The organism is Candidatus Obscuribacterales bacterium, assembly GCA_036703605.1.
GTDB lineage: Bacteria > Cyanobacteriota > Cyanobacteriia > RECH01 > RECH01 > RECH01.
This window is the reverse complement of record DATNRH010001008.1, coordinates 1-1,821: the sequence shown is the minus strand read 5'-3', so window position 1 is coordinate 1,821 and position 1,821 is coordinate 1. Positions and strand designations below refer to the sequence as shown.

Annotated in this window: 2 protein-coding genes; both read right to left on the bottom strand. The window is 54.7% G+C overall.

Features of this window, described 5'->3' with window-relative positions; all coding sequences use genetic code 11:
• Window positions 1–562: hypothetical protein (locus tag V6D20_20630; protein ID HEY9818186.1), on the bottom strand; the 562-nt coding region annotated here is incomplete at its 3' end.
• Window positions 559–1,821 (bottom strand): DUF4055 domain-containing protein (locus V6D20_20625; GenBank protein HEY9818185.1); only part of this gene is annotated, 1,263 nt, incomplete at its 5' end. The genes V6D20_20625 and V6D20_20630, both read right to left, overlap by 4 nt.

Below are 1,821 nucleotides of genomic sequence, written 5' to 3'. Positions count from 1 at the left end.
GAACCATCGCCGCTGCCTGGCGCTTGGATGCCTTGTCAGTCACATCACCAACACGCCGCACAATGTCCTGAAGGGTAGCGCCCTCAATGTAGCCAGCCCTGACGACCTGCAATACCTGTTGACGCTTGGCCTTGGTGAACTGCTCCACCAATTGCGGGACGGTCATCTCGCGCACCACATCGCCCTGTAGCAAGCGAGCGGCTGACTGGGTGACGGCTGCGGCTAACTGATTCGGGGCAGGGGCGGCAAGGTCTACGTTGACCACTTCACCTAATACCCTAAGCGTAAAGCCGGATTCATACTCGACGAACTCTTCCAGCTTAAGCTGTAGCTGCCGCCCATACTCACCCCCAGACTCACGGATGATGGCATCTAGTTCGCCAAGCAATACCTGAAGCCGTTGCAACTGAAAGTCAGTCGGTGCCATGAGCAGGCGGGCGCGGATCTCCTGCACCATCTTCTCAAGCACAGGCTCAAGGTCATTGATCACACCACCGCCAAACCGCTGCAAGAATATCTGGTGTCTTGTCAGCGTCTCGACTAGGTAGCCATTAGCACTCATGCAATGGGCTCAACAGGAATCCCGCCATCCTGGCTAACGTCTTCGTCAATTTCCTCGTCTGACCGCTCAGCCTTCAGTACACCAGTGCGCCGGAGGTAATCCCGAATGTCTTGCTGTGCCATGTGGCCTCGATCTTCCAGGCCCATGATAGTTGCCAGCATCTGCGGATCTGGTGTCTGATCCCAGAACTCACGGTTAAGGCTGAACTCTACCTGCTCAGGGTCAGCACCCATGAACCGGGCGACGAACTCACAAGCCTTCTCGATGCCTTCCGACACGTTACCAACCAGAGTCTCAAGGATGGACATCTCAGAGGCTGAATCAATACGCGCCTCTTCTGCTGTGCGCTGGCCGGTCTTGGGCTGGATGATGCGGCCACCAATAGCAATCATGTCATCTTTGATGTCCTCAAGCGCCTTGCTTAAGCTGCTGGATTCTGGAGCGCTTACGTCTGTAAACTTTCCGTTAGGTCCAAGAAAATGCCCCGCTCTTGAGCCAACGTTTACGCCATTGGGATTGGACTCCTTGAACTCCGCAGCGCTCATATCTGAAGCAATGCCAAGGGTCAACTGCCCGTGTATATGCAGGTTCTCCATGTGATCTGCTGATACCTGATACCAGCTTACGTTGGAGTCAGCTAGATCAGATAGCGGGGCCTCGTCAATGCTGGGCTTATTGTCCTCTGCACCGACGAATACGAAGGGAATCACATTGAACATGGCCCCTGAACTATCGCGGGCATACATCGGTTCTGTCAGCGGCTGATCATGCTCGTCATAAACCTGCTGATAGTAGTTCATTGAGTCATCAAGGCGAAGCACCCTGTAGCGGTCAACCTCTTTCTCATCGAACTCGTCAATCGGCTCCATTGCCTTCTCGTGCAGCACCACCAGCGTCAGAATCTGACGACCTGCAATGGTCATGGTTTTCCAGTTGATGATTGACTCAGCCTTGTACGTGGAGATGTGAGCCCGCAGGCCAAGCTCTGCAACCATCTCACTGGTCATGCCCTCTGGTGCGCTTGGGTAGTCAACCAAGAAGCCATAGCGGCCCGTAATCAGCGCATCATCAATGGCCCGCTTGCTTACCTGGGTCAGCGACTCGGCAGCGCCATCAGCATCTTCTTTCAGGTATTCAATAGCTGTCGGCAGTTCGCAGGTAGGGTCACGGCGGAATACAGCGCCACACAATGCAGCCTTGGTGCGGCCAGTCACGTTTAGGAACCGGGCTCGCTTCATGTAGTCCTTGTAACGATCAAT